Source organism: Gordonia sp. UBA7860, assembly GCF_002500165.1.
Lineage (GTDB): Bacteria > Actinomycetota > Actinomycetes > Mycobacteriales > Mycobacteriaceae > Gordonia > Gordonia sputi.
In genome coordinates this window covers 1-241 of the sequence record NZ_DLSO01000111.1, presented here as the reverse complement: position 1 = coordinate 241, position 241 = coordinate 1, and the positions used below count along the sequence as shown (strand labels likewise).

Annotated in this window: 1 pseudogene; it reads right to left on the bottom strand. The window is 71.8% G+C overall.

The features are described 5' to 3' along the window. A pseudogene (locus tag B3T59_RS13640) lies at positions 1–241 on the bottom strand (replication-associated recombination protein A); the annotation flags it as partial.

The following is a 241-nucleotide window of genomic DNA, read 5'->3' as shown; positions in this document are numbered from 1 at the left end:
GTCGCGGTCGTACCGCACGGCCGCGCGGTCGATGGCCGCCTCGACGTCGGCTACACCGATCTCAGGGATCTCGCGGCGTTCGGCAACCGCCTCACCACTGCCTTCGTCATCGGTTGTCGGCTCGCGCAGTGCTGCGTCGGCGCTGGCCTCGAGTGCGGTCAGTGCTCGGCGCGCGTCGCCACCCGCGACCGCCACGAGGTGGTCGTACGCGTCGTCGGTGACGGTGACGGCACCGCCGAGT